Raw genomic sequence first — 26,643 nt, 5'->3', positions numbered from 1 at the left:
AAAGGCGGCCATTGGCCGCCTTTTCCTTAGTCCATTGTGAGAGCTTATTCCGCTTCGTTGGCGGAATCGGCGTTGAGCTGGCCGTATTTTTCCTGGCCGATCTTGCCGAGCAGTTCGAGCTGGGTTTCGAGGAAGTCGATATGGCCTTCCTCGTCGATCAGCAGGGTTTCGAACAGCTTCATGGAGACATAGTCTCCGGCCTCGTGACAGATATCACGCGATTTCTTGTAGGAGGTGCGGGCGTCGTATTCGCCGGCGAGATCCGCTTCCAGCACTTCCTTGACGTTCTGGCCGATGCGCAGCGGAGCCAGGGTCTGAAGGTTGGGGTGGCCTTCGAGGAAAATGATGCGATCAATGATCTTGTCGGCGTGCTGCATCTCTTCGATGGATTCCGCGCGCTCTTTCTTCGCGAGCTTGGTGTAACCCCAATCGTTCAGAAGCCGGTAGTGAAGCCAATATTGGTTTACTGCACCGAGTTCGAGGAATAGGGCCTCGTTAAGCCGCTCGATGACTTTTTTGTCGCCTTTCAATGTCCGCTCTCCTGTTCTCTTCATGGAATCGCTTCAAGCGGGACATAAAATCAAAAACATCGGCCTCAGTCGAGTGGCGACGGGCGTGATATTCTTCCGTGGTTTTGATGATCAGGTCGACAACGGTGGGAAAACAGCCGCAGCAGCGGCCGCGCTTTTCCATGGCATGATACACTTTTGCAGGAACGATCAACTGCCAACAGTCTTCATCCAGGAGCTCGTTGATGACGTCCCGGATATCGTGATCGGTGATGTAATTGCAGCTGCAAACCAGCATGATGAACTGCCTGTATGACGCAACACGTTGTTTTCGTTCTTAAACCAAAACAGGACACCTACTGTCAAGAAAAACATCCCGCCTGATGGCCTCCAGTTTTCTAGACTCATTCTAAACTATACAAAAACTATCGTGTTTTCATTGGTTTAGCATTTTCATCATTGAGGTATTTTACATTCAAGTTTTTGTGCTTCGCAAAAACGCAAACGCTATTATCACGAAAAGTTTACTGCATTCGGCCGGTCCGGAGGCCGTGGTAACCCTTATCAGGCGAAATATTGCCCGCCATTTGCGGTCATCGTGGAGCCGGTGATGAAGCCGGCCTCGTCGGACACCAGGAAGAGGACGCAGCGTGCAATTTCCTCCGGTTCGCCCAGTCGCCCAACGGGAATCTGCGGCACAATCCGTTCGGCCAATACTTTCTCCGGTATCGCTCTCACCATCTCCGTGCCGATATAGCCGGGGCAGATGGCGTTGACGGTGATGTTGCGGCTGGCACCTTCCTGGGCAAGCGCCTTGGTAAAGCCGATATCGCCGGCCTTGGAGGCGGAATAGTTCGCCTGGCCGGCCTGGCCCTTCTGGCCATTGATCGAGGATATATTGACGATGCGTCCGAAGCCGCGGTCGCGCATGCCCGGCCAGACGGGATGCGTCATGTTGAAGACGCCGGTGAGATTGGTGTCGATCACCTCGCGCCATTGCTGCGGCGACATCTTGTGAAACATGGCATCGCGGGTGATGCCGGCATTGTTGACGAGGACCTCAACGGGACCGAGGGTTTCTTCCACCTTCGCTATGCCGTTCACGCAGGCGTCGTAGTCGCGCACATCCCACTGAAATGCCGGAATGCCGGTTTCCCTCTGGAATGCTTCCGCCCTGTCCGTCGTGAAGGCGTAATTGACGGCGACCCGGTAGCCGGCCGCCTGCAAGGCGCGGGCGATTGCAGCGCCGATGCCGCTCGTTCCACCCGAAATCAACGCAACCCGGCTCATATCGGCCTCCATGACCTGTCACTGAAGCGCCTGCATATGCGCGGATGCTTCAATCCTGCTCAACTTTTTTGTCGTGCTCAACGGCCATAGAAATGCGGCCAATGGGAGGCCGCTTCTACCCTATTGTTCGCCGAACCGGAATTGCTTTTTGGAAGCCGCGTTGCTGCCGTCAGAGCGCCTCGATGCACATCGCGACACCCATGCCGCCGCCGATACAAAGCGTTGCGAGACCCTTCGATACGTTGCGGCGGCGCATCTCGAAAATCAATGTATTGAGGACACGTGCGCCGGAAGCGCCAATCGGATGGCCGATGGCAATGGCACCGCCGTTGACGTTGACGATATCAGGATCGAGGCCCAGTTCGCGCACCACGGCGCAGGACTGGGCGGCAAAGGCTTCGTTGGCTTCCACAAGGCCGATATCGTTTATCGACCAGCCGGCCTTGGCGAGCGCCTTGCGGGAGGCGGGGATGGGGCCGGTACCCATGATCTGCGGATCGACACCCGCCGTTGCCCAGGAGACGATACGCGCCAGAGGCTGGATGCCACGCTTTGCAGCTTCCTGCTCCGACATCAACAGTGTGGCGGCTGCGCCGTCATTCAGGCCGGAGGCATTGCCGGCCGTGACAGTGCCTTCCTTGTCGAAGGCGGGGCGCAGCTTGGCCATGGTTTCCAGCGAAGCGCCATGACGGATATGTTCGTCCGCATCAATGACGATATCAGCCTTGCGGCCTTTTACCGTGAAGGCCACGATCTCGTCCGTAAAGCGTCCGGCGTTCTGTGCCGCTTCGGCCTTGTTTTGCGATGCGACGGCGAACTGGTCCTGTTCATCGCGGGAGAGCTGCCATTGGCGGGCAATGTTTTCGGCGGTAATGCCCATGTGGTAACCGTAAAAGGCGTCGGTCAGGCCGTCTTTCAGCATGGTGTCGATCATCTTGAAATCGCCCATCTTCACGCCGCCGCGCAGATGCGCGCAATGGGGAGCCATGGACATGGATTCCTGGCCGCCGGCAATGACGATGGCTGCGTCGCCTGTCACGATCTGCTGCATGCCGAGGGCAACGGCGCGCAGGCCCGAACCGCAGAGCTGATTGAGGCCGAAGGCGGTTGCTTCCTGAGGGATACCGGCCTTCATCGCCGCCTGTCGTGCCGGGTTCTGCCCCTCACCTGCGGTGAGGACCTGGCCAAGGATGACTTCATCGATTTCACCTGCCGCAACACCGGCGCGTTCCAGCACCGCGTTGATGACGGTTGCCCCCAGTTCATGGGCGGGCGTATTGGCGAAATGGCCATTAAAAGAGCCGACGGCGGTGCGGGCGGCACTGGCAATCACGATTGAAGGCAGGGACATCTATTTTCTCCTCACAAGCGGGCGGAGACTGGCAAAGCTTTCAATGCAAGTCAAATGCCGAAAGTTGCTTTAAAAGATGTTGCTAAATCACGCTGGAATCTTGCGAAAAATTGCTGCGCAAAAAACAAACTGTTGCGATGCACAAAACATTTGTCAGAGGGCTTGTTTTGCGCATACACTTTGCAGCGGGAAGAGCAATAACACCAAAAAACAAAAAAATACCATCATCGCGAGGAGGCGGGCATGGCGAAACACGACGGCGAAACAATCATTAAAAAATATGCCAACCGGCGGCTCTACAATACCGGAACCAGCACCTATGTGACGCTCGACGATCTCGCGCAGATGGTCAAGCGCGGTGAAGACTTCAAGGTTCAGGACGCCAAGTCCTCCGAAGACATTACCCATGCGGTGCTTACGCAGATCATCGTCGAACAGGAGGCCAAAACCGGCAATACTCTGTTGCCGACGGCGTTTCTGCGGCAGTTGATCTCCTATTATGGCGATCAGATGCAGATGGTCGTGCCGACCTTCCTCGAACATTCGATGAAGACCTTTTCCGATCAGCAGAGCCAGATGCAGGAGCATATGGCCAAGGCCTTCGGCGATGGTTCGCTCGCCCGCAATTTTCAGGCGCCATTGCAGATGATGGAAGAGCAGATCCGTCGTAATACGGAACTGTTCCGGCAGGCGATGCAGGGCTTCACGCCTTTCGTAATGCCGCAGGCGCCCAAGGAAACCCGCAAGCCGAACGCATCCGAGATCGATGAGCTGAAGGCGCAGCTGCGCGCATTGCAGCAAAAACTCGACCAACTGTGATGAAGGCCGTGGCATTCAGAAGCGGTGCGCTTCGCTTGCCTATATCCGCGATGCAGCTTCCAGCTTGCTGACCAAGGTGTTCAGACCTCTCCTTCGTCGTCCTCGGGCTAGACCCGAGGATCCACAACATGCTGAAGTCAATGGATCCTCGGGTCAAGCCCGAGGATGACATCGAATATGCGGAGCGATTTGTCATCACTCGCGCGTCTTAAAGTTTGAGGTTCTTCAGTTTGCGGCCCGCTCCGGCACACGCAGCAACAGCAGAAATCCAGCCCCCAGGAACAGGATGAGCGTGGCCATGCCGATATGGGCGGAGCCGCTCATATAGGTTGCTATTGAAAAGGACAGCGTCGCCATGAAGCTAGTGGCGCGACCGGAGAGCGCATAGATGCCGAAATAACGGCCCGCTTCCGCCACAGTGATATTGCGGGCGAGATAAGACCGCGACGAGGCCTGGACGGGGCCGAAGGCAAGGCCGATCAACACACCGTAAATCAGATAGGCCTTTTCCGCGCCGGTGGCGAATATGCCGCCATTATCCGCCGTTGATAATTGTACCCAGCCGAACAGGGTCGAGCCCTTTTCCGTGGAGACAATGCCGAGCGTGGCAAGCAGCAGGAGCACCAGACTGATGAGAATGGTGATTCGAGAACCGAGTTTCTGATCGACGCGTCCGGCCGCAAAGCAGCCTGCGATGGCGACGACATTGAGGAGAATGCCGAAGAGGCCGATTTCCATCGTCGCCCAGCCGAACATGCCGGCGGCGAAGGCTCCCCCCAGAATGAGCACACCATTGACGCCGTCCTGATACAGCATGCGGGCGATGAGGAACCGCAGCAACACAGGGCGATAGCGAAGCTCGCGCAGCGTTGTTCTGAGCTCTGAAAGGCCCGAGCGGATTGCCGCCGCGAAAGGCAGGCCCTTGTCGGCATCCGGGGTCAACAGGAACATCGGTAAAATGAAGATGAGATACCAGAATGCGGCAAGCGGGCCGGTTATTCTGGCATCCTCGCCGGTTGCCGGGTCGAGGCCGAAGAGCGGTGTGATACCGGCGATGGTCAGCCCTGTCTGCGGGTTGGCGGCCAGAAGCGTAACTACGGCGATCAACACCACCATGCCGCCGAGATAACCCAGCCCCCAGGCAAGGTTGGAAATGCGTCCGACATTTTGCGGGTTGGTGAGCCGCGGCATCATGGAATCGTTGAAGACGATCGAAAATTCCGCGGCGATGGAGGCGAGGATCATGCAGACGATCGGCAGGATGAGCGGTGAGCCCGGTGCTGCGAACCAAAGGAAAAAGAGGCTGACGATCTTGATGACGGCAAAAAAAGCGATCCATGGCTTTCTTGCACCGGATTGGTCAGCGATGGATCCTAGGATGGGGGAGAAGAGGGCGATGATGATCGACGACACCGTCGCCATGTTGCTCCATGTCGCCTGCGCCGAAATCGGATCATCGGTGAGGCGGGCAACGAAATAGGGGCCGAAAACGAAAGTCGTAACAACTGTAAAGAAGGGCTGCGCCGCCCAGTCGAACATGACCCAGCCCCAGATACCGCGTTTTGCAACCACTGTTTCCGCATTCGGGGTGGGGACAGTCATTCATCGTCCTATCGGATATCAGGGGGAGGATAAAAGGTGGGATGCCGACGCATCGCGGCATCTATCGCCATCCGGGCCAAGAACCCGGATGGCGTTTTTCGGATGGTCGATCAGCGTGTCTGAACGATATCGCCAAGCAGTCCCGCTGCCACGGTCAGGCGAGCAAGGTTGGTGTCACCGCTTTCACTGAGCGCGCCGAGTTCCGAGACGATACGGTTGACGCGTACGCGGTCAGCCGCATACCAGGCCTGAACCGGATCCTTCTCCTTCGCATGCTCGGTAAGCGCCGAGATGACGATCCGGCGTCTCGACAGGGCGATTTGGTCCTGGCTGCGCAGGAGAGCCAGACTCTCATAGTGGTCGGCCGGTGTGATGCGCTGGCTGGCGTCCAGCAGACGCGCGACACGGAAGGTCGAGGAGACGGTGGCGTAGCTTTCGGCGGCGCGGGCGAGCGTGGTGCCTGCACTTTCGGCGATGCGCATGATCTCCGGCACGTAGACGAGCAGGGAAAGCGTATCCAGTTCCTCCAGAAGACCGGCAGGAACACCGTCAATTTCCGTGACGCCAAGCTCGCGACGATATTTCGCCGCCGCCGGCGACAGCGTCTTGATCGCGGTTTTCAGACGTTCGATCTCGGTCGCCATGTCTCCCGTCGCAGCGCCTGCGCTTCCGGTTTGCAGATAGAGCCTGCTTGCATCCGAGAAGATACGGGTGATCGTGGCATAAAGCCCGTTCTGGACTTCTCCGCCGATCTTTCCGTCAAGCGCATCGACCTCGCTCCACAGACGTTTGAGACCGAAACCATCCTCGACGATCACCGCCGCCTTGACGACATCGGCCGACAGCAGGCCGCTCGCATCCGCGAGTTTCTGCACAAAGCCCGGGCCGCCGCGGTTGACCACGGCATTGGCGAGTGCCGTTGCCACGATTTCGCGGTGCAGGCGATGCGCCTTGATATCGTCCGCATAGTTCTTCTGCATCTTGGCAGGGAAGTAATCGGCAAGAAGATGCTGGAGATAGGGTTCGTCGGGAAGCGGGCTTGCCACCAGTGCGTCAAACAGGGTCAGCTTGGCATATGACAGAAGCACGCCGATTTCCGGCCGGGTCAGCGGCTTGCCGGTGGCGTATCTTTCGCTGAGTTCGGCATTGCTCGGCAGGGTTTCGACCTTGCGGTTCAGTTGCCCGGTTGCCTCCAGCGCGCTCATGAGGCGGCCGAGTTCCTCGCGGTTTGCAAGCCCAAGCCGTTCCGTCAGCGAGATCGCCAGCGATTGCAGGTAGTTGTTGCGCAGCACCAGCTGCGCCACTTCCGGCGTCATGGAGGCGAGAAGCTGGTTGCGCTTCGGCATCGTCAGGCGACCGCTGTTGACGGCGGAGGCGAGCGCGATCTTGATATTGACCTCGACGTCGGAGGAGTTCACGCCGGCCGAGTTGTCGATGGCGTCGGAATTGCAACGTCCACCCGCCAGCGCGTAGGCGATGCGGCCCTTCTGGGTGATGCCCAGATTGGCGCCTTCGCCGATGACCTTGGCGCGCAGCTCCGTGGCGTTGACGCGGATGGGGTCGTTCGCCCTGTCACCCACCTCGGCATTGGTTTCCACCGCCGCCTTGATGTAGGTGCCAATGCCGCCGAACCACAGAAGATCGGTCGGCGCCTTCAAAATGGCGGTCATGATCTCGAAGGGTGTGGCGACGGATTTGTCGATGCCGATGGCAGCGACGGCTTCCGGTGTCAGCGTCACCGATTTTTCGGAACGCGAGATGATCATCGCGCCGGCGGAGAGAGCCGAGCGATCATAATCCTGCCAGCTGGAACGCGGCAGTTCGAAAAGCCGCTTGCGCTCGGCAAAGGATTTGTCGGTATCAGGATCCGGATCGATGAAGATGTCGCGGTGATCGAAGGCGGCGATCAGCCTGATCTTTTCCGACAGCAACATGCCGTTGCCGAAAACGTCTCCGGACATGTCGCCCACGCCCGCAACCGTGAAGGGCGTGGTCTGGATGTCGGTATTCATTTCGCGGAAATGACGTTTTACCGTTTCCCAGGCGCCGCGCGCGGTGATGCCCATCTTCTTGTGGTCGTAACCGGCGGAACCGCCCGATGCGAAGGCATCGTCCAGCCAGAAGCCGGCGTCGTGGGCAAGGCCGTTTGCCGTATCGGAGAACGTTGCCGTTCCCTTGTCGGCAGCGACGACGAAATAGGGGTCGTCACCATCCAGCCGCAGCGTATCGGCCGGCGGCACGATGGCGTCATCGACGATATTGTCGGTGATGGAAAGCAGGGTCCGGATATAGGTCTTGTAGGCTTCGCGGCCGGCATTGAAGACTTCGTCGCGGGAGCCGCCAACGGGCAGGTTCTTCGGGAAGAAGCCGCCCTTGGCGCCGACAGGCACGATCACCGCATTCTTGACCTGCTGGGCCTTGACGAGACCGAGCACTTCCGTGCGGTAATCCTGGCCGCGATCCGACCAGCGAAGACCGCCGCGCGCAACCTTGCCGAAGCGCAGGTGCACGCCTTCGACCTCGGTTCCATAAACGAAGATTTCGCGGAAGGGGCGCGGATCGGGCAGGCCATCCAGATGTTTGGGATCGAACTTGAACGCCAATAGGTCACGCGGCGTGCCGTCGGCATTTTTCTGGAAGTAGTTGGTGCGAAGCGTTGCGTCGATGGCGTTGACGTAGCGCCTGAGCGTGCGGTCCTCATCGAGATTGGGCACGCCGCTCAATGCAGATTCGATGGCCTTGTGTATTTCAGCGAGTTTCTTCAGCCGTTTCTTCTCTTCGATGGACGGATCGAAGCCCGCCTTGAACAGCGCGAAAATGTTCCGGGAAATGGCCGGATATTTGAAGAGTGTTTCGGAAATATGCTCCTGCGAATAGACAATGCCGGTCTGGCGCAGATAGCGGGCATAAGCGCGCAGCACGGAGACTTCACGCACGGTGAGGCCGCAGGCGAGGATCAGCCGGTTGAAGTTGTCATTATCGACCTTGCCCGAGAAGGCGGCGAGGAAGGCCTCTTCCAGTTTCGGCCCGTAATGTGGCAGGTCAAGCGTCGTGCCGGCCGCGACGGATAGTTCCATGTCATGCAGCACGATATCGCGCTTTTGGCCATCCGAAACGACGCCGATGTCGAAGGTGCGCTCGCTGATGACGTTGAAGCCGAGATTTTCGAGCAGGGGCACGCGGCGCGAGAGCGGCAGGTGCCCGTCGCGATGGAATATCTTCAGCGAAAGTGTCTCGGCCGACTGGCCTTCCTGCTGGTAGAATTCAATGCGGACCGGCTCGCCTTTGACGGCGGCGAGAATATCCGTCATGTCACCGATCGCCTCTTCCGGCGTGAAGGCCTCCTGATAGGCCTGATCCACCTCCAGCACGGGCGCACCCGGTTCGGAAAGCGCGATGAAGTGGTCTATCCAGCGCGCCGCAATATCGCTGACGGCATCTTCCAGCCTGTCCTGCGCAATGCGCGGTGTCTTGCCTTCCGTGCGGCCGACGATGAAGTGCACGCGGGCGACCGCGCCTTCGGGGAACGCCGGGTAATAGGCGGAAATATGCCCGTCATAGACCTTGCTCAGATAGTCGCCGATCTTCTCGCGCACATAGGAATTGTATTCCTCGCGCGGCACGAAAATGATGGCGGAAACGAAGCGGTCGAAACGGTCGATACGGGCGAGGACGCGGACGCGCGGACGGTCGCTCAGTTCCATGATCTGCTCGATGAAGCGGATCAGCAGATCCGTCTCGATCTGGAAGAGATCGTCACGGGGATAGGCTTCCAGCGTGTTCTGCAGGATGCGGCCGGAGTGGCTGTTCGGATCAAAACCGAAATGCCGCTCGACATCCGCGACCTTGGCGCGCAGCAGCGGTATCTGCTTGACCGAACGCGTATAGGCGGTGGCGGTGAACAGGCCGACGATACGCAATTCACCGATGACATTGCCGTCCTCGTCGAAGCGCTTGATGCCAATATAGTCCATGTAAGCGCGGCGATGCACGATGGACTTCACATTCGCCTTGGTGACGATGAGGAAATCGGGGCCATCGAGGAAGGCAAGGATTTCAGGGGTCGTCGTCACTGCGTTCTTGCCAAGGCGCAGGACGCGCACATCCGGATCGCTCAAGCTGCCGAGGCCGACGCCGTCACCGCGTTCGATCTTCGCGTTCTTTCCCTTGCCGGAATAGGTGTAGTCGCGCATGCCGAGGAAGGTGAAATTGTCGTTGCGAAGCCAGTTGAGAAACTCGACGGCTTCCGCACGCTCGGTCTTGCGCCGCGAGGAGCCGCGCTTCGACAGTTCGTCGAGCGCCTCGTCGAGCTTCGCCAGCATCGGCCGCCAGTCGCGGTAGGCGGACTGGACCTGCGTCAGCACGAAGCGCAACCTGTCTTCCAGCGCTGTTGCCGCCTGCGTCGCCAAGGGCGCGATGTGCAACTGGATGAGACTGATATTTTCGGAGGGCTCGTCATCGGGCTCTGCAAGGCGATAACCCGCCTGCGCCTTTTCGTCGCGCACCAGAATGGGGTGAACCGCAAGATAAAGGCCGCGATAGCTGCTTGTGACCTCCCCCATGACGGAATCGTAGAGGAAGGGCATGTTGCGGCCGATAATGGTCAGCACCGTTACCGGAATTTCCCGGGGGGTGACGCCTTCGACCTGGGCAATGCTGATGAGGGGCGCATCTCCGGTCCAGCGCGAAAGCGCCTCGAAACTGTGGGCAGCGCTGGCGGCCAGCATTTCTGCGGAATAATATTCTATGTCGTCCGCGCTTGCTCTTCCATAAAGAATACCCGGATCAAGAAATGGCGCATTTTCGGCAATTGCTTGCTGGCGTGCTTTTTCGATCTGTTTTTCGCGTTTTGGATTATTTCTGTAGCCCATTTGACGTGGATTCCTCCAAAAATCACACTTTAATGTAAAAAAGCACCGACAATTTGCGGATTTTGCCTTTTCATTCGAATCGGATACTGGCGTGTAATTACGAAGAGTTTAAGAGGCTTTCGTGTTTCTTCAGTCGGGATATGAAATTTTTTTGCTCTTTGTGCCGTGAAGGCCTGTCACGAAGCATTTGACAGTATTTCGGCAGACAATTTATAGGTGGTTCTTTGGCCGCCATGTGATGTTGCGGCCACGGTCGAAGCAAATTATTGATTTGTGCCTATTTTTGTGGTACACAAACGACACTGATCCACAGCGTGGCATTTGTGTGCCCAAAAACACCACGAAAGCAACACCTCTTTTGCACGCGGTTTCCGTGACATATCGAGCGTTTACGTTATCGAACCCCGCAATGCGGGAAGGTGTGTTTTTGCGTGCACGGCTGGACCAGTGCGGAGTCACCTGACGGTTCCCCCGTCTCATCAGGGCCTGACCGACCCAACCCCGGCACCTCCGGGTATGTAACAGGGAGTTTTTAGAACGAATGACGACCCAGCAGAAGAAATCTCCAGCACATCACGGTTTCAAGACCGGTGAAGCGATTGTGTATCCCGCTCATGGTGTCGGTACCATTTCTGCCATCGAGGAACAAGAAGTCGCCGGCATGAAGCTTGAGCTTTTTGTCATCGATTTCGAAAAAGACAAGATGCGTCTTAAAGTTCCCGTCGCAAAAGCCGTGAGCATCGGCATGCGCAAGCTTTCCGAAGGCGATTTTGTCGAGCGGGCGCTGAAAGTGGTGCAGGGCAAGGCGCGTGTGAAGCGTACCATGTGGTCGCGCCGCGCCCAGGAATATGATGCGAAAATCAATTCCGGCGATCTTATCGCGATTGCGGAAGTTGTGCGCGATCTTTACCGTGCGGAAAATCAGCCGGAGCAGTCCTATTCCGAGCGTCAGCTTTATGAGGCTGCTCTCGATCGCATGGCGCGCGAAATTGCCGCCGTCAACAAGATGTCTGAAACCGAGGCTGTTCGCCTGGTGGAAGTCAACCTTGCCAAGGGTCCGAAGCGCGGCAAGGCCGTCGAAGAGGACGATTCTCAGGAAGAAGCCGCGTAATCACCGGCTTTCTCCTTTTTTAAAAAAACCCGCCAAGAATGGCGGGTTTTTTTGTGCCTCATCTACAGGATGCGAATTTTCGTACCCTTGCGCAAATGGGGCAAAATACGTTTCATGTCGCGGGGATGGAGAGCGACGCAGCCGGCGGTCGGCTCATATCCCGGGCGGATCATATGCATGAAGATCGCCGAACCGCGGTTTCGACTTCTCGATGTGATGTTCCAATCGAGCACGAGGCAAACGTCATACAGGCCATCCTTTCGCATCATCTCCTCGTGGCTCTGCGTGAAAGGTCCCTTGACCAGCCTGTTGTAATTGGCGCTGCGGGGTTCGTCGCACCACAGCATGGATTGCCGCGTCCGTTGCATCGGCAATGCCGTGGGGATAGCGGGGTTACGGTCGCCCCGATAAAATCCGTGCAGCAGGCGTGTGAGGGAAATGGGTGACTTTCCGTCTCCCTCGCGTTTCAGCACGGTGCGGCCATTGCGCCCGATTGCTGCGGGAAAGGTGAGATGCCCGAGCTGGACGACGGCCCGGCTTATTTTCAAGGGCGCCGGCCGAACAATGAGCGTCGATGCGCGTTTATGTTGCTTTACGGGCTGTCTGCTCATGTTTTTCACGAGATTTTGCTTTGCAGGTTATCTAACGTGAAGTCATAGCACTTCGTAATATCATGGCAATGGGTTGACCTTTTATCGGCAAACCGCTGAATTGGCTGACAATTAGAGCACCTTGCCGCCTTTTGGAGGCACTGGAATGCTCTAACTCTTTTAAACTACGCATTGTGCTTTCCGAAAATCGAACGCGATTTTTGGGTCGATGCGCTAAAGTAAGAAAGGCTGAGAATCCGAATGACGGCTCGCACTATCCTTCTGGTGGACGACGACGACGATCTTCGGGAGACGCTGACCGAGCAACTGTCTCCTTATGAGGAATTCTCGCTTCTGAGCGGCGCAAACGCCGCCCAGGCAATGCAGACCGCAAAGACCGCCCAGGTCGATCTTCTGATCATGGATGTCGGCCTTCCGGACATGGATGGTCGTGAAGCGGTAAAGCTTTTGCGAAAGGGTGGCTTCAAGGCACCGATCATCATGCTGACGGGGCATGATACCGATTCCGATACGATCCTCGGGCTTGAAGCCGGCGCGAATGACTATGTGACGAAGCCTTTCCGTTTTGCCGTGCTTCTGGCGCGCATCCGGGCGCAGCTGCGTCAATACGAACAGAGTGAGGACGCGGTTTTCACCGTCGGCCCCTATCAGTTCAAACCCAGCCAGAAGCTGCTGACGACGGAAGACGGCAAGAAAATCCGTCTGACGGAAAAGGAAGCGGCGATCATCCGTTACCTCTATCGCGCCGGCAGTGCCGTGGTAACGCGTGATGTCCTGCTGGAGGAGGTGTGGGGTTACAATTCCGGGGTGACGACGCACACGCTTGAAACCCACGTATATCGTCTGCGCCAGAAGATCGAGCGTGACCCTTCCAATGCTGAAATTCTGGTGACCGAGAATGGCGGCTACAAGATCGTTCCCTGAAGCGGGATAGTCCTGTCGCTTGGCATTCATCCGTGTTCTAAAGCTGGCGCCGTGCGTTTGAGAAAACGCACGGCGTTCTAACTGCTTGTATTTTGAAGACCGATATTGGAAAACCGCTATAGTAGCGCAGGCGGCTTTCTGGAGTAGCGATCAAACATGGCCTTGACGGACGATATCATGCTTCTGGGGCAAGTGCCGTTGTTTGCGGGCTTCAGCGATGATCAGCTGCGGCTGATCGCCTTCGGCGCGGAACGCCGCCGCGTCTCGGCAGGCCAGACATTGTTCCGGGAACATTCACCGGCTGAGTGCGCCTTTGCGGTGACATCAGGCCATTTCGAGCTTTTCACGGCAGGAAGAGACGGCAAGCCCGTGCTGCAGGCAGCGCCCGGCAAGGGTGTGTTGCTTTCCGAACTTGCGCTTTTCACGCTCTGCGAACGGAAATTCACCGCTGTGGCCGCGGAGGATTCTGAGGTCATCCGCATCACGCGTATTCTTTTTCACCGGCTGGTGGAGGAGTTTCCGGAAGTGGCCGATATCGTATCGGCGCGCATTCGCGACAATATTGCGGCTCTGGCGGCAGGCGCGGCCCGTTTGCAGAACCGCTTCGCCTGACGCTAGTCAAAACCGTTAGAATCGGAAATGCGCGGTAACCGGAACATGGTCCGATGGCCGGTTCCAGCCGCGCGCCTCGCGCAATATGTCGATTTTTTCAAGCGAGGGGCCTAGGTCCTGAGACGACCAGATATGGTCGAGACGGCGGCCGCGGTCTGCGGCTTCCCAATCCTTGGCGCGGTAGCTCCACCAGGTATAAATCTTTTCACTGTCAGGCACGTTCAGCCGCATCAGGTCGAGCCAGTTGCCCTTCTTCATGATATCCAGCATGCCGTCGGTTTCGACCGGCGTATGGCTGACGATTTTCAGCAGCTGCTTGTGCGACCACACGTCATTTTCAAGCGGTGCGATGTTGAGATCGCCGACGAGAATGGACGAGGTGCCGGGAACGCCATCGGCGCGAAGCGCCTTCATTTCCTCGATGAAATCAAGCTTGTGGCCGAATTTCGGGTTTATTGAACGATCGGGTTCGTCGCCGCCGGCCGGCACGTAAAAATTATGCAGCCGCACGCGGCGCGATCCCACCTGAAAAATCGCGGAAATGTGCCGTGCATCGCCGATGCCGCAATAGTCCTGCCGATGGTCTTCGGTGAGCGGAATTTTCGAGGCGATCGCGACGCCGTGATAGCCCTTCTGGCCGTGGATGATGACGTGTTCGTAACCGAGCGCCTTCAGCGGCTTCATCGGAAATTCGCCATTCGGGCATTTTGTTTCCTGCAGGCAGAGAATGTCGGGTTTGTAACGCACCAGAAACTGCTCAACGATCGGCATTCTGAGCCTGACGGAGTTGATATTCCAGGTGGTTATCGAAAACGACATGCATGAGCTCCGCTTCTAGAATATTTTGGCATTTCCGGATGGAAAGAGGTGACCCCATTTCCAGGAAATGCTGTGTCGCCTCGAAGCCTGTTGTTTCGAGGCATGTTTCCGGGGCGCAGGCTTATAACATCGCGATGAAAACGGGAATGGATTTTAGCGGCAAAATAAAAAAGGCGACCGCCAGGCCGCCTTTCGAAGAGTTTTTACGAGCGAGAAGCTTTAGCCGCGCTTGCGGACTTCCTCGTAATTGATGTTGAAGACGCGTTCATCGAGGTTCACGCCCGTCTGAACGTTGAAGATCATGACGGTCGTGTCCTTGTTCTGGGCGTCCGTCGTCGTCCACTGCCTCAGATCGAAGGTCTTCGGGTCGAACATCAGGGTAATGGTGGAATCGCCGAAGATGCTCTTGTCGCCCAGCACGATGGTGGTCAGGTCCGACTCTTCCTTCACATTCCGGACCTTCTGGTTGCCGAGGTCGATCTTGTCGGAGAGAAGCAGGCTGAGCGGGGTCTTGGACAGAGGATAGAGATCCCACGTCTTCAGCTTCATATTGCCGATGACCACATTCTTGCCATCGGCGATGACCCGCATGGGCGAGGGGTCCTCATAATTGAAACGAAGCTTGCCCGGCCGTTCGATGTAGAATTTGCCGCCGGTCTGTTCACCGCGAGGGCCGAATTGCACAAATTCTCCCATCATGGTTTTGACCGAGGAGAAGTGATTGGCGATTTTCTGCGCGGTCGCGCCGTTGCCGGCGGCCTGGGCAAATGCGTTGAGCGGCGACAGGCCGGCCATGGCGGCTGCCATGGAAAATGCCGTCAGCACGCCGCGTCGCGTCACGCCGTTTTGCGGTGCGTTTGCGGCTGCAGTTTCGCCGGTGGTGAGGTCGTTCATTCTGTTCTCCTTCATCGCAGCGATTGTCCGCATAAAAGGCGGCGGCTTCATGACGTTGAAAGCGTGTAATAACGCTTCTCAACCCCGCTTGGTTGCGGACGTTATCGCTCGATGATGTCTGATTCCGTCGGTACGAGGATTTCGCGTTTTCCGGCATGGTTGGCGGGGCCGATAATGCCTTCCTGTTCCATGCGCTCGATCAGCGAGGCGGCGCGGTTGTAGCCGATACCCAGACGCCGCTGCACATAGGAGGTGGACGCCTTGCCGTCCCTCAGCACGACCGCCACGGCCTGATCGTAAGGGTCTTCCGAATCGGAGAAATTGCCTGTCCCGGCCGGGCCGCCGCCATTGCCTTCCTCGTCGTCTTCCTCGGTGATCGCTTCCAGATATTCCGGCGATCCCTGGGTCTTCAGATAAGCGACGATCTCTTCCACTTCGTTGTCGGAGACGAACGGGCCGTGCACACGCTGGATGCGGCCGCCACCGGCCATATAGAGCATGTCACCCATGCCGAGCAGCTGTTCCGCGCCCTGTTCGCCCAGAATGGTGCGGCTGTCGATTTTCGACGTTACCTGGAAGGAGATGCGGGTCGGGAAGTTGGCCTTGATGGTGCCGGTGATGACGTCGACGGACGGGCGCTGGGTCGCCATGATGACATGGATGCCGGCGGCACGCGCCATCTGAGCGAGACGCTGTACGGCGCCTTCGATGTCCTTGCCCGCAACCATCATCAGATCGGCCATTTCGTCGATGATGACGACAATATAGGGCAGGGGCTTCAGGTCGAATTCTTCCGTCTCGTACATGGCCTCGCCGGTCTGGCGGTCGAAGCCGGTCTGCACCGTGCGGGTGAGGATTTCGCCCTTGTCGAGGGCTTGCTGCACGCGGCTGTTGAAGCCGTCGATGTTGCGAACGCCGATCTTCGACATTTTCTTGTAGCGCTCTTCCATCTCGCGCACCGTCCACTTCAGGGCAACAACGGCCTTTTTCGGATCGGTGACAACAGGGGAGAGCAGGTGTGGAATACCGTCATAGATCGACAGTTCCAGCATTTTCGGATCGATCATGATCAGGCGGCACTGTTCCGGCGACATGCGGTAAATGAGCGACAGGATCATGGTGTTGATGGCGACGGATTTGCCCGAACCGGTGGTGCCGGCAACGAGCAGATGCGGCATCTTGGCGAGATCGGCGATGACGGGTTCGCCGCCAATGGTCTTGCCGAGCGCCATGGCAAGCTTGGCCTTGCTGTTTTCGAAATCGCGGCTGCCAACCAGTTCCCGCAGGAACACGGTTTCGCGGGTCTGGTTCGGAAGCTCGATGCCGATGGCGTTGCGGCCGGGAACGACGGCCACGCGCGCGGCAATGGCACTCATGGAGCGGGCGATATCATCCGCAAGGCCGATGACGCGCGAGGATTTGATGCCGGGTGCCGGTTCCAGTTCGTAGAGTGTCACGACCGGGCCGGGGCGAACATGAATGATCTCGCCCTTGACGCCGAAATCTTCGAGAACGCCTTCGAGCAGGCGGGCATTCTGCTCCAGCACTTCCTCGCTCAGTGTGTTGTCGCGCACGATATTCTTCGGCTCCGCCAGAAGATGGACGGAGGGCAGCTGGAAGCCGTCGGCGGCGATGAAGGAGGCCTGCGCCTCGCGTGCCACGCGCTCGCTCGGCTTGGGGCGTGCGGAAGGGGCGGTTATTCTGGGCTGACCGCGTCCCGGTGCCTGTCTTGCGATAAATTTGGGGTCGGATTCATCGGCACTGTCGTCATCCGAGAGAATGCCATTGGGCAAGCGCTGCCCGTCTGCAGCGAAACGCGGCTCTCCGTCCATGTCGTCATCATCATCGAGCGCGATGGAAGGAGGTGACACCTGCCGGCGGGATGCAGCGCGTTCCTCGAAGGACGGCTCCGCACGCTGGTCGAGGCGGTTGATCGCCGTCTTGAGGCGGGAAGGCTCGTTCAACGTGCCGAATTCATATTCGTTGAAATCGTATGGATGTTCGAATTCATCATGCAGGGATTTCGACTTGATGCCGAACAGGCGGCGAAGACGGGCCTGGGTAATGTACCAGTAATGTGCGATTGCGCCGAAGGCGAGGATATTGGCGAAGAAACCCTCGCCGTCGTCATCATCTTCCTCGGCCTCCCGGGTGGCGCGCGCCTTGCTCGTAACGGGTGCGCGTTCTTCCAGTTCCGGGACATCTTCCGGGCCTCCCATGAGACCGGCGGCGAACAGCATCAGCCAGGCGGCGGGTGCTGCGAATATGACGCCCAGTACCGTTGCAATGGTGCCCGTCGGATAAGCGCCGATGAAAAGGGCCGGGAAGCGCAGGATCATATCGCCGATGACGCCGCCGATGCCGTTTGGCAGCGGCCACGTGACGGGCGCGGGAAAACAGCCGAGCGAGGCGGCGCAGACGATGGCGCCGGCAACCCAGGCGACGAGGCGGGCGGGTATCCGGTTGAACCTGCGTCCGGCGATCAGCGCGATCGCCCAGGCGATCATCGGCAAAAGCGAGATGATTGCGGAGAGACCGAGGAACTGCATCACGATATCGGCGAAGATCGCCCCGCCGTATCCCAGAAGATTGGTGGGCTGGTTTCCGGTGGCATAGGAGAGGCTCGGATCCGCCACATTCCATGTGGCGAGCGCGGCAATACCCAGCGCAATGGTGGCCAGCAACGCGAAACCGGCCAGAGCCATGATCTGCCGCACGAAAAACGCCGTCAGCACGAAGCGTGTGTGACGACCATCGAATGTCGGAGATTGCATTCTGCCCATGTCCCTGAACCCGTCGTTTTTGTGGTTTCGGCAAGATCCGGCAGGTGACCAGATCCCGGATTGACAGGGAAAACTAACCGCTCGCTGGTTAATGTCGTGTTAACCATGCGGTTTTTTGATGCTGCCAGAGCATTTCCAGTAAAAGTGCGACGCGGTTTTACGTTCGGAAAATGCGTGAAAACAAAGATCTAGAGCGCGTCCAACTATTCCGTTTAAACTGGATGCGCTCTAGCAGATTTGCGACAAAGAAAAAGGCCCGCCGGAGCGGGCCTTCTTTTGGGTAAGGGGATGGAGAACCCCTTTTCCCTGATTTTAGGAGTGGTAAGCGGCTTCGCCGTGGGTTGCGAGGTCGAGACCTTCGCGTTCCGCTTCGACCGGGACCCTCAGACCGACGATAACGTCGACTATCTTGTAGAGGATTGCCGAGACGATTGCGCACCAGACGATGGTGATGGCGACGGCGACGAACTGCGTCCAGACCTGCGAGGCGATGGAGAAGTCTTCCTTGCCCGTGCCGCCAAGTAGCGGCGAGGTGAAGATGCCGGTGCCGAGGGCGCCGATGATGCCGCCGATGCCGTGGACGCCGAAGACGTCAGCCGTATCGTCGTAACCGAACTTGTTCTTCACGACCGAGACGAAGAAGTAGCAGATCGGCGAGACGATGAGGCCGAGAACGATGGCGCCCATCGGGCCGACGGAGCCGGCCGCAGGCGTGACGGCGACGAGGCCGGCAATCATGCCCGAAGCAGCACCCAGCATGGAAGCCTTGCCGCGGGTGAAGCTTTCAACCAGCGACCAGGAAACGATGGCAGCGGCAGTTGCGAGGAAGGTGTTCATGGTTGCAAGAACCGCACCACCCGATGCTTCGAGGTTGGAGCCGGCGTTGAAGCCGAACCAGCCGAACCACAGCATGGCCGCGCCGACCATCGTCAGCGTCATGGAGTGGGGCGCCATCATGTCCTTGCCGAAGCCTGTGCGCTTGCCGACCATGATCGCGCCGATCAGGCCTGCCACACCGGCATTGATGTGAACGACCGTGCCGCCGGCGAAGTCGAGAGCGCCCATGCCGAAGATCAGGCCGTTCGCATCCCATACCATGTGTGCAATCGGGAAATAGACGAAGGTTGCCCACAGGATGGTGAAGAGGATGACGGCGGAGAACTTCACGCGTTCCGCAAAGGCGCCGACGATCAGCGCCGGTGTGATGGCCGCAAAGGTCATCTGGAAGGCGATGAAGGTGTATTCGTAGATCACCACGCCTTCCGAGAAGGTCGCCGATGTGCTGTCAAGCGACACGCCGGAGAGGAACAGCTTGCCGAAGCCGCCAAAATAGGGGCCAGTGCCGCCGCCGAAGGCGAAGGAGTAACCGTAGATCACCCAGACGAGCATCATCACTGCCGCGACGACCGTGCACTGCATGAGAACGGAGAGCATGTTCTTGGTGCGGACGAGGCCGCCATAAAACAGGGCGAGGCCCGGAATGATCATGAAAAGCACGAGGATCGTCGCGACATACATGAATGCGGTGTCGGCTTTTTCCGGAACAGGTGCTGCGGCCGCTGCTGCCGGCGCGGCTTCCTGGGCAAAGGCGATGGCCGGGGCCATCAGGGCCGCCACACCGGCGCCCAGCTTGCCGAGCGTTGAAAACTTGTTGAGTTGCATAGCTAGAAAACTCCCCTGTCAGCCGTGCTTCAAAGCGCTTCTGTGTTGGTTTCGCCGGTACGGATGCGCACGGCCTGTTCGATAGAGTAGACGAAGATTTTTCCGTCACCGATCTGCCCGGTCTTTGCCGCAGACGCGATAGCCTCGACAGCCTTGTCGACGAGGTCGGATGGAACTGCGATTTCGATCTTCAGTTTGGGAAGGAAGCTCACCGCATATTCCGTGCCGCGATAAATCTCGGTATGCCCCTTCTGGCGTCCGTAACCCTTTACCTCGGTCACGGTCAGGCCTTGGATGCCGACGCCGGTGAGCGCTTCGCGCACCTCATCCAGCTTGAACGGCTTGATAATGGCCATCACAATTTTCATCTGGTTTCCCATCCTTTGTTTGTCCTCGGCACGGAGCCGACTCTCCTTGCCGCTGGCAGATCAGTAACAGCGACTGCGGACATACATTCAAAGGGCGTGCCAGTTTTTCATCTGGCTTATAAGCTATTGAAATATAAAACTTATATGAAGGACGTCTGAAAAAGGGGCATTTGTCGACGGAATTTGCGTCTATTAAATGTGCGATTTCTGAGAAAAGCACATTATTTAATCATCTGCCCTTTTGCGGATCAAACCTTCCTGTGCGACGGAGGCGACCAGCTCACCCTGTCTGGTGAAAATATTGCCACGGGTCAAACCGCGGGCACCGGAGGCGCTGGGGCTATCCTGCTTGTAGAGCAGCCAATCATCCAACCGGCAGGGGCGGTGGAACCACATGGCGTGATCGAGGCTGGCCACCTGAATGGAAGGATCGAAGATCGTCGTTCCATGGGCGTAGAGCGATGTGTCGAGCAGGGTCATGTCCGACAGATAAGCCAGAATGGCCGACTGGAAATGCGGATTGTCGGGCACATCACCGACGGCGCGAACCCAGATATCCTGCTGCGGTTCCAGCTTTTCTTTCGAGATGTAATGGGTCAGTGAAACAGGCCTTATCTCGATCGGGCGCTTGTTGCTCCAGTATTTGCGGATCGAGGCGGGTGCCTTGGCGAGAAAGGCCGCCTGCATCTGCTCTTCGCTCATCAGCTTTTCGGGCGGCGTCACATCCGGCATTTTTATCTGATGGTCAAAGCCGTCCTCAAATATCTGAAACGACGCGGACATGGAAAAAATCGCCTTGCCATGCTGTATGGCGACCACGCGGCGGGTGCCGAAGCTGGAACCATCGCGGATGCGTTCCACCTGGTAGAGGATGGGCACCAGCGGATCGCCGGGGAGCATGAAATAGGCATGCAGCGAATGCACTAGGCGGTCGTCGTCCACGGTCCTCTGCGCGGCGATCAGGGCCTGCGCAATGACCTGGCCGCCAAAGACGCGCTGCCAGCCGATTTGCGGGCTTTCGCCCCGGAACAGGTTCTCTTCCAGCTTTTCGAGATCGAGCGTGGTGATGAGATTGGCCATCGGGTCTGACGTTTGCAAAGGATGCGACATTTTTTCGGCCTGCTCCGGCTGTAGGAAGACGTCACATGGTCTATAGTGCGCCGATGATGTGTGCACAAGATTTGAGGAGAAGCGCGATGCTAGACGTGGTGGTTGCAGGCGGCGGATATGTCGGTCTTTCCGTTGCTGTCGCAATTAAGCAGGCGGCCCGGCATCTCAATGTGCAGGTGGTTGAGGCAGCTCCCGAGGATGTCTGGAAGAAGGATGTCCGCGCCTCCGCCATCATTGCGGCGGCCACGCGCATGCTCGACGTTTTCGGCATATGGAACGAGATCGAACCGGAGGCCCAGCCGATCAACAAGATGATCGTCACCGATTCGAAGACCGCAGACCCCGTCCGTCCGGTGTTTCTGACGTTTGATGGTGTGGTCGAGGAGGGCAGGCCGTTCGCCCATATGGTTCCGAACGTTGCGATGGTCGGCGCTTTGCGAGGCCTGTGCGAGCGTCTTGGCGTTGAAATCCGCCATGGTCTCAGTGTTTCCGGCTTTACTACTGGGCCGCAATCGACATTGATCAGCCTTTCTGACGGCTCTTCCCTTGAAGCGCGGCTGCTCGTCGCCTGCGACGGGGTTCGCTCGGCGCTCAGGGATATGGCAGGCATCAAGACCGTGCAATGGAATTATGATCAGTCCGGGATTGTTACCACCGTCGAACATGAGCGGCCGCATGAGGGCTGCGCGGAGGAACATTTCCTGCCGTCGGGGCCTTTCGCCATCCTGCCGCTCAAGGGAAACCGCTCCTCGCTTGTCTGGACCGAGCGCACGGCCGATGCCGACAGGCTGGTCGCTGCCGATGATCTGGTGTTCGAGGAAGAACTGGAGCGCCGGTTCGGTCACAAGCTCGGCCCTGTCCACCCCGTCGGCCCTCGCCGTGCCTTTCCGCTGGGGCTAACGCTGGCGCGCTCCTTCGTTGCACCGCGTTTCGCGCTCGCCGGCGATGCGGCCCATGGGATTCATCCAATCTCGGGCCAGGGCCTCAATCTCGGCTTCAAGGATGTTGCAGCCCTGGCCGAAACCGTGGTCGAGGCCGACCGCCTCGGCCTCGATATCGGCTCCCTCAACGTTCTCGAGCGGTACCAGTCCTGGCGGCGTTTCGATACGTTGCGGATGGGTGTGACGACGGATGTGCTGAACCGGCTTTTCTCCAACGATGTCGGTCCCATCCGCATCATGCGGGATTTCGGGCTGGGTGTTGTCGATCGTTTGCCGGCGCTGAAATCCTATTTCATCGGGCAGGCCGCCGGCACGACAGATGCGAATGCGCCGCGTTTGCTCGCTGGCGAGGCGCTCTGATCCCGCGATTGCGGCTTGACAGCCGATTCCGGTATTTTTGGCGAAAGGCCGGTGCGGAAAGCATGAATCCGGGCAAGGACTTACCCGGATTCACAATCTGGTATGGGAAGCGCATTCGCCAACCAGATGCTGTAGAGAACAAAAGCTGAATCCCGTCGAGTCAGCGATTCGTATTCGATTCGTTCGCAGACTGTTCCGCAACCGAATCGATTCCATTTTCGCCGGATTCTTTTTATTCTCTCAACCGGCTGAATCTGAACGGAAAATTCGGTGCAGCAGGAGCTGCGGCCGACTTTACGGGCAAGGCCTATTGCCTTTGTCTTCGGGCATTGCCATGTGTGGTGCGTGCGGCCTGCATCAGCGATGGTGGGCGGCACGGCAAGCAGTGCAAGTCGATTCGCGGATAGTACGTTGAATTTTCGCCCCATGATCCTGAGCGGCCGCGGTGTCACGGCCGTTCTCGGCCCCACCAATACCGGCAAGACCCATTACGCGATCGAGCGTATGGTGGCGCATGGCAGCGGTGTCATCGGCCTGCCGCTGCGCTTGCTGGCGCGGGAGGTCTATACCCGCCTTGTCGAAAAGGTGGGTGCGCCGAATGTGGCGCTGATTACCGGCGAAGAAAAGATTTCACCTCCCAAAGCCAAATATTCCGTCTGCACGGTGGAAGCCATGCCGCGCGAAACGACGGCCGCATTTGTCGCGATCGACGAGGTGCAGCTGGCCGGTGATCTGGAGCGTGGCCATATCTTCACCGACCGCGTGCTGCATTTGCGCGGGCGGGAGGAAACGCTGCTCCTTGGCGCAGGCACGATGCGCCCGATCCTTGAAAAGCTCTTGCCAGGAATTACCGTTGTGGAGCGGCCGCGTCTGTCGCAGCTTTTTTATGCGGGCCAGAAAAAGATTACCCGCCTGCCGCAACGCACGGCAATTGTCGCCTTTTCCGCCGATGAGGTTTATGCCATCGCCGAACTGGTGCGTCGCCAGCGCGGCGGTGCCGCTGTTGTGCTGGGCGCGCTTTCGCCGCGCACGCGCAATGCGCAGGTCGGTCTCTACCAGTCCGGCGATGTCGAATATCTGGTGGCGACCGACGCCATCGGCATGGGCCTTAACCTCGATGTCGATCATGTCGCCTTCGCGCAGGACCGCAAATTCGACGGTTATCAGTTTCGCAATCTCAACCCCGGCGAGATCGGCCAGATCGCCGGCCGCGCCGGCCGCCATCTTCGCGATGGCACTTTTGGCGTGACGGGGCGCGTCGATCCCTTTGACGACGAATTGGTGGAGCGTATCGAGACCCATCAGTTCGACGCGGTGAAGGTGCTGCAGTGGCGGACGAAGAATTTCGATTTCTCCTCCATCGCCAATCTGCGTTTGAGCCTTGATGCCGCACCGGCGATCCAGGGACTTTCCCGGGCTCTGCCGGCGATCGACCAGCAGGCGCTGGAATATCTGTCGCGTTACCCTGAGATCATCGACGTGACGACGACGGATGCGCGGGTGGAAAAACTGTGGGAGGCATGCGCGCTTCCCGACTATCGCCGTATCGCACCTGCCCAGCATGCCGACCTGATCTCGACGCTCTATTTCGATCTCGTAAAACGCGGTGCTGTGAACGAAGATTTCATGGGTGAGCAGGTGCGCCGCGCCGACCGCACGGACGGAGAGATCGATACACTGTCTGCAAGGATTGCGCAGATCAGAACATGGACTTATGTATCGAACCGCCCAGGATGGCTTGCCGATCCGACACACTGGCAAGAAAAGACGCGGGAAATCGAGGATCGATTGTCCGATGCACTACATGAAAGGTTGACGAAACGCTTTGTTGATCGCAGGACATCTGTGCTCATGAGGCGCCTGAGAGAGAATGCGATGCTTGAAGCTGAAATCAGTGTAAATGGTGATGTCTTCGTAGAAGGACATCACGTCGGCCAGTTGGCCGGGTTCCGGTTCACGCCGGTGCCGGGAATGGAAGGGCCGGATCAGAAGGCCGTGCAGGCTGCGGCGCAAAAGGCGCTCGCGCTCGAATACGAGGCGCGTGCTGCGCGTCTGCATGCCAGTGGAAACGGTGATCTCGCTTTGAGCTCCGATGGTCTGGTTCGCTGGTTGGGCGAGCCGGTGGCCCGCCTTTCGGCAGGCGACAACATCATGAAGCCGCGTGTGATCCTGCTTGCCGACGAACAGTTGAGCGGCAATGCCCGCGATCATGCGCTGGCGCGTGTCGAACGTTTCGTCAATCACCAGATTGCGACCGTGCTGAAGGCGCTGGACGATATTTCCCGCGCCGAAGACCTTCAGGGTCTGGCGAAGGGGCTGGCGTTCCAGCTGGTCGAAAATCTTGGCGTTCTGTTCCGCCGCGACGTCACCGAAGACGTGAAGTCGCTGGATCAGGATGCGCGCGCCTCCATGCGCCGCTACGGCGTGCGCTTTGGTGCCTATCACGTCTTCCTGCCCGCGCTGCTGAAGCCGGCTCCGGCCGAGCTGGTCACGCTGCTCTGGGCCCTGAAGAATGATGGCCTCGGTAAGCCGGGTTATGGCGATCTCATTCCGGTTCTGGCCGCCGGCCGCACCTCCGTGGTGACGGATCCGACCTTCGAGCGCATGTTCTACAAGCTTGCCGGTTTCCGTTTCCTCGGAAAGCGCGCCGTGCGTATCGACATTCTCGAGCGTCTGGCCGATCTCATCCGTCCGCTGTTGCAGTGGAAGCCCGGCCAGCAGCCGCGTCCGGAAGGCGCCTATGACGGCCGTCGTTTCACGACGACGACTGCGATGCTTTCCATTCTCGGTGCGACGCTCGACGACATGGAAGAGATCCTCAAGGGTCTCGGCTACCGTGCTGACCAGGTGACGGCGGAGGAGGCGCAGGCCTTCCTCGCCAGCCAGACCGGTGCTGCGGCTACGGCCGCCGCTGAATCGGTGACGGAAGAGGAAAGCGCCGAGACCGAGCAGGATGAACCGACTTCGGAAGAGCAGTCGTCCGAGACGGCTGTTGCTGAAGCCGCCGAGGAAACACCGGTCGCGGAAGCCGTCAGCGAAGAAGCCGCGGCGAGCGAGACCGTGCCTGCGGAAAGCGCTGAGGCTGCCGAGCCGAAGCCTGTTCTTCTATGGCGTCCCGGCGGCCGCAACGAAAACCAGCGTAGCGAGAACCGTCGTCCGGGCAATCGCGGTCAAGCCCGCGATGGCGCGCGCGAGCAGGGCGAGCGTCGTGGCGAAGGCCGTCGTGACAATCGTGACGGCGCAAATCGCGAGGCCGCTAATCGCGGCGGCGAGGGTGAGCGCAAGCGTGATGGCGGACGCCCTGATCGCGGCAATCGCAACGATCGTCAGGATCGCGGCGAGCGCAAGGACAGGCCGGATCGCAACGACCGCAGCGGAAAACCGCAGGGTCAGCAGCGTTTCGAAGCCAAGCCGCCCCGCAAGGAGAAGCCACTAGACCCGGATTCGCCTTTCGCAAAACTCGCTGCTCTCAAGGAGCAGCTGAAGAAGTAAGCCTATGGGGAGCAAAGAACAGCCATTGGAGAGTACGCGTCAGCGTCTGGACAAGTGGCTGTTCTTTGCCCGCATGGCTAAATCCCGCTCGCTTGCCCAGGGCTACATTCAGTCGGGTCACGTCAAGGTCAACGGGACAACCATCCGCCAGCCCAGCCATGCGGTGAAGGCGGGAGACAGGCTCGATATCGGTTTCGAGCGCATGGACAAGGTCCTCGTCATCAAGTCCGGGGGCGAGCGGCGCGGGCCCTATGAAGAAGCCCGGCTTCTCTACGACGATCTGACGCCGCCACGGGCGCCTTCCGACGGGCTGAGCCCCCTGGAGCAGGCGATGCGAGAGCCGGGCAGCGGTCGTCCGACCAAAAAAGAGCGCAGAGCGCTCGACAAGTTTCTGTCAGACAGTGACGGAAATACAGATTAGAATAAACCTCCAGGTCAGGCCGGTTTTTCAGAATTGTTTATCCTTGCTATCTGAAGGCAAAGGCATTACGTCACTTGCGAAATTGCCCTGTCT

General features: G+C 58.6%; 20 protein-coding genes. 7 read left to right on the top strand and 13 right to left on the bottom strand.

All coding sequences use genetic code 11. From position 1 onward, the window contains the following. Positions 1-44 precede the first annotated feature (44 nt). From bfr to JZY08_RS13235, 4 genes are all read right to left on the bottom strand, one after another. Positions 45-530 (bottom strand): bacterioferritin, encoded by a 486-nt coding sequence (gene bfr, locus JZY08_RS13250; protein WP_035241272.1) that lies wholly within the window; start codon positions 528-530, stop codon positions 45-47. Then, positions 496-807 carry a bacterioferritin-associated ferredoxin gene (locus tag JZY08_RS13245; protein ID WP_080600126.1) on the bottom strand — a complete coding sequence of 104 codons (312 nt, stop codon included), beginning with the start codon at positions 805-807 and terminating at the stop codon, positions 496-498. Before JZY08_RS13245 ends, bfr begins: the two co-directional genes overlap by 35 nt. 266 nt (positions 808-1,073) lie before the next feature. After that, positions 1,074-1,799: an acetoacetyl-CoA reductase gene (gene phbB, locus JZY08_RS13240; RefSeq protein WP_216330391.1), complete on the bottom strand. Its 726-nt coding sequence runs from the start codon at positions 1,797-1,799 to the stop codon at positions 1,074-1,076. Between the two features lie 169 nt (positions 1,800-1,968). Further along, the gene (locus JZY08_RS13235; protein WP_082183213.1) at positions 1,969-3,150 is read right to left on the bottom strand and encodes an acetyl-CoA C-acetyltransferase; all 1,182 of its coding nucleotides are present in this window, start codon (positions 3,148-3,150) and stop codon (positions 1,969-1,971) included. A gap of 243 nt (positions 3,151-3,393) precedes the next feature. Here JZY08_RS13235 and phaR point away from each other — a divergent pair, with 243 nt between their 5' ends. Continuing rightward, complete coding sequence (gene phaR, locus JZY08_RS13230) at positions 3,394-3,969, top strand: polyhydroxyalkanoate synthesis repressor PhaR (protein ID WP_216330390.1); 576 nt, start codon at positions 3,394-3,396, stop codon at positions 3,967-3,969. A gap of 225 nt (positions 3,970-4,194) precedes the next feature. On the opposite strand, the gene JZY08_RS13225 is transcribed toward phaR, so the two are convergent. Together JZY08_RS13225 and JZY08_RS13220 are read right to left on the bottom strand one after the other, a co-directional pair. Continuing rightward, the gene (locus JZY08_RS13225) at positions 4,195-5,571 is read right to left on the bottom strand and encodes an MFS transporter (protein WP_216330389.1); all 1,377 of its coding nucleotides are present in this window, start codon (positions 5,569-5,571) and stop codon (positions 4,195-4,197) included. 110 nt (positions 5,572-5,681) lie between these two features. Continuing rightward, entirely contained in the window at positions 5,682-10,442 is a 4,761-nt protein-coding gene (locus JZY08_RS13220) for an NAD-glutamate dehydrogenase (RefSeq protein WP_216330388.1), read from the bottom strand. A gap of 541 nt (positions 10,443-10,983) precedes the next feature. Between JZY08_RS13220 and JZY08_RS13215 the strand changes: the two genes are divergently transcribed. Continuing rightward, positions 10,984-11,553, top strand: coding sequence for a CarD family transcriptional regulator (locus JZY08_RS13215; protein ID WP_003492641.1), 570 nt, complete (start codon positions 10,984-10,986; stop codon positions 11,551-11,553). Positions 11,554-11,615: 62 nt separating this feature from the next. Here the strand turns inward: JZY08_RS13215 and JZY08_RS13210 are convergent, their stop codons facing one another. Continuing rightward, positions 11,616-12,164: a L,D-transpeptidase gene (locus tag JZY08_RS13210; RefSeq protein WP_216330387.1), complete on the bottom strand. Its 549-nt coding sequence runs from the start codon at positions 12,162-12,164 to the stop codon at positions 11,616-11,618. 240 nt (positions 12,165-12,404) lie between these two features. Here JZY08_RS13210 and JZY08_RS13205 point away from each other — a divergent pair, with 240 nt between their 5' ends. Both JZY08_RS13205 and JZY08_RS13200 read left to right on the top strand, forming a co-directional pair. Beyond that, positions 12,405-13,088 (top strand): response regulator transcription factor, encoded by a 684-nt coding sequence (locus JZY08_RS13205; RefSeq protein ID WP_003492637.1) that lies wholly within the window; start codon positions 12,405-12,407, stop codon positions 13,086-13,088. Positions 13,089-13,244: 156 nt separating this feature from the next. Further along, the gene (locus tag JZY08_RS13200; protein WP_216330386.1) at positions 13,245-13,700 is read left to right on the top strand and encodes a cyclic nucleotide-binding domain-containing protein; all 456 of its coding nucleotides are present in this window, start codon (positions 13,245-13,247) and stop codon (positions 13,698-13,700) included. 15 nt (positions 13,701-13,715) lie between these two features. On the opposite strand, the gene JZY08_RS13195 is transcribed toward JZY08_RS13200, so the two are convergent. From JZY08_RS13195 to tesB, 6 genes are all read right to left on the bottom strand, one after another. Next, entirely contained in the window at positions 13,716-14,519 is an 804-nt protein-coding gene (locus JZY08_RS13195; RefSeq protein WP_003492631.1) for an exodeoxyribonuclease III, read from the bottom strand. A 219-nt stretch (positions 14,520-14,738) separates the two neighbouring features. Beyond that, complete coding sequence (locus JZY08_RS13190) at positions 14,739-15,464, bottom strand: outer membrane lipoprotein carrier protein LolA (RefSeq protein WP_003492627.1); 726 nt, start codon at positions 15,462-15,464, stop codon at positions 14,739-14,741. Between the two features lie 50 nt (positions 15,465-15,514). Continuing rightward, the gene (locus tag JZY08_RS13185) at positions 15,515-18,187 is read right to left on the bottom strand and encodes a DNA translocase FtsK (RefSeq protein WP_216330385.1); all 2,673 of its coding nucleotides are present in this window, start codon (positions 18,185-18,187) and stop codon (positions 15,515-15,517) included. Between the two features lie 321 nt (positions 18,188-18,508). Next, positions 18,509-19,858: an ammonium transporter gene (locus tag JZY08_RS13180; RefSeq protein WP_137038364.1), complete on the bottom strand. Its 1,350-nt coding sequence runs from the start codon at positions 19,856-19,858 to the stop codon at positions 18,509-18,511. A 29-nt stretch (positions 19,859-19,887) separates the two neighbouring features. Continuing rightward, complete coding sequence (locus tag JZY08_RS13175) at positions 19,888-20,238, bottom strand: P-II family nitrogen regulator (RefSeq protein ID WP_003492620.1); 351 nt, start codon at positions 20,236-20,238, stop codon at positions 19,888-19,890. A 213-nt stretch (positions 20,239-20,451) separates the two neighbouring features. Next, positions 20,452-21,336: an acyl-CoA thioesterase II gene (gene tesB / locus JZY08_RS13170; protein WP_082183206.1), complete on the bottom strand. Its 885-nt coding sequence runs from the start codon at positions 21,334-21,336 to the stop codon at positions 20,452-20,454. An 86-nt stretch (positions 21,337-21,422) separates the two neighbouring features. Here tesB and JZY08_RS13165 point away from each other — a divergent pair, with 86 nt between their 5' ends. The 3 genes from JZY08_RS13165 (at position 21,423) to JZY08_RS13155 (ending at position 26,550) form a co-directional block, all read left to right on the top strand. Next, complete coding sequence (locus JZY08_RS13165; protein ID WP_253204025.1) at positions 21,423-22,637, top strand: ubiquinone biosynthesis hydroxylase; 1,215 nt, start codon at positions 21,423-21,425, stop codon at positions 22,635-22,637. Between the two features lie 426 nt (positions 22,638-23,063). Further along, positions 23,064-26,129 carry a helicase-related protein gene (locus JZY08_RS13160; RefSeq protein WP_216330384.1) on the top strand — a complete coding sequence of 1,022 codons (3,066 nt, stop codon included), beginning with the start codon at positions 23,064-23,066 and terminating at the stop codon, positions 26,127-26,129. A gap of 4 nt (positions 26,130-26,133) precedes the next feature. After that, a complete protein-coding gene (locus JZY08_RS13155) occupies positions 26,134-26,550 on the top strand; it encodes an RNA-binding S4 domain-containing protein (RefSeq protein WP_216330383.1) in 417 nt (138 codons plus the stop codon). The last annotated feature ends 93 nt before the right edge of the window (positions 26,551-26,643 follow it).

Source organism: Rhizobium sp. X9 (assembly GCF_018873185.1).
In the GTDB taxonomy this organism is placed as follows: domain Bacteria; phylum Pseudomonadota; class Alphaproteobacteria; order Rhizobiales; family Rhizobiaceae; genus Agrobacterium; species Agrobacterium oryzihabitans.
The sequence above is the reverse complement of the archived record's forward strand: the minus strand, read 5'-3'. Positions and strand labels throughout refer to the sequence as shown.